Genomic DNA, 272 nt, shown 5'->3' on the forward strand with positions numbered 1-272 from the left:
ACCCATCAAATGCCAGTTCGTATTCCTTCATGCCGCGATAGCCCAGAACCTCGATTTCACTGCCACTCATCCCCTGCGTATGGAAAGGTACGTCGTTCGTACCGGGAAGTTTCTCAGCCAAGAACATGGAGAGCCCCTTGTGGTCATCGCTTGAGGTGTCGGTCCGCGCCAAGAGGGTCATCACGTGGGTTCGGGCGGCGTTGGTTATCCACGTTTTGTTGCCCGTCACGGTATAGCTTTCGCCATCTTTCACAGCGCGTGTCCGTAAGGAG

General features: G+C 55.5%; 1 protein-coding gene. It reads right to left on the reverse strand.

What is annotated here, in order from left to right; translation table 11 throughout:
• Positions 1-272 (reverse strand): acyl-CoA dehydrogenase family protein (locus AB9F29_RS22710; protein ID WP_369757350.1); only part of this gene is annotated, 272 nt, incomplete at both ends.

Source organism: Falsihalocynthiibacter sp. S25ZX9, assembly GCF_041205405.1.
Classification (GTDB): Bacteria; Pseudomonadota; Alphaproteobacteria; order Rhodobacterales; family Rhodobacteraceae; genus Falsihalocynthiibacter; species Falsihalocynthiibacter arcticus.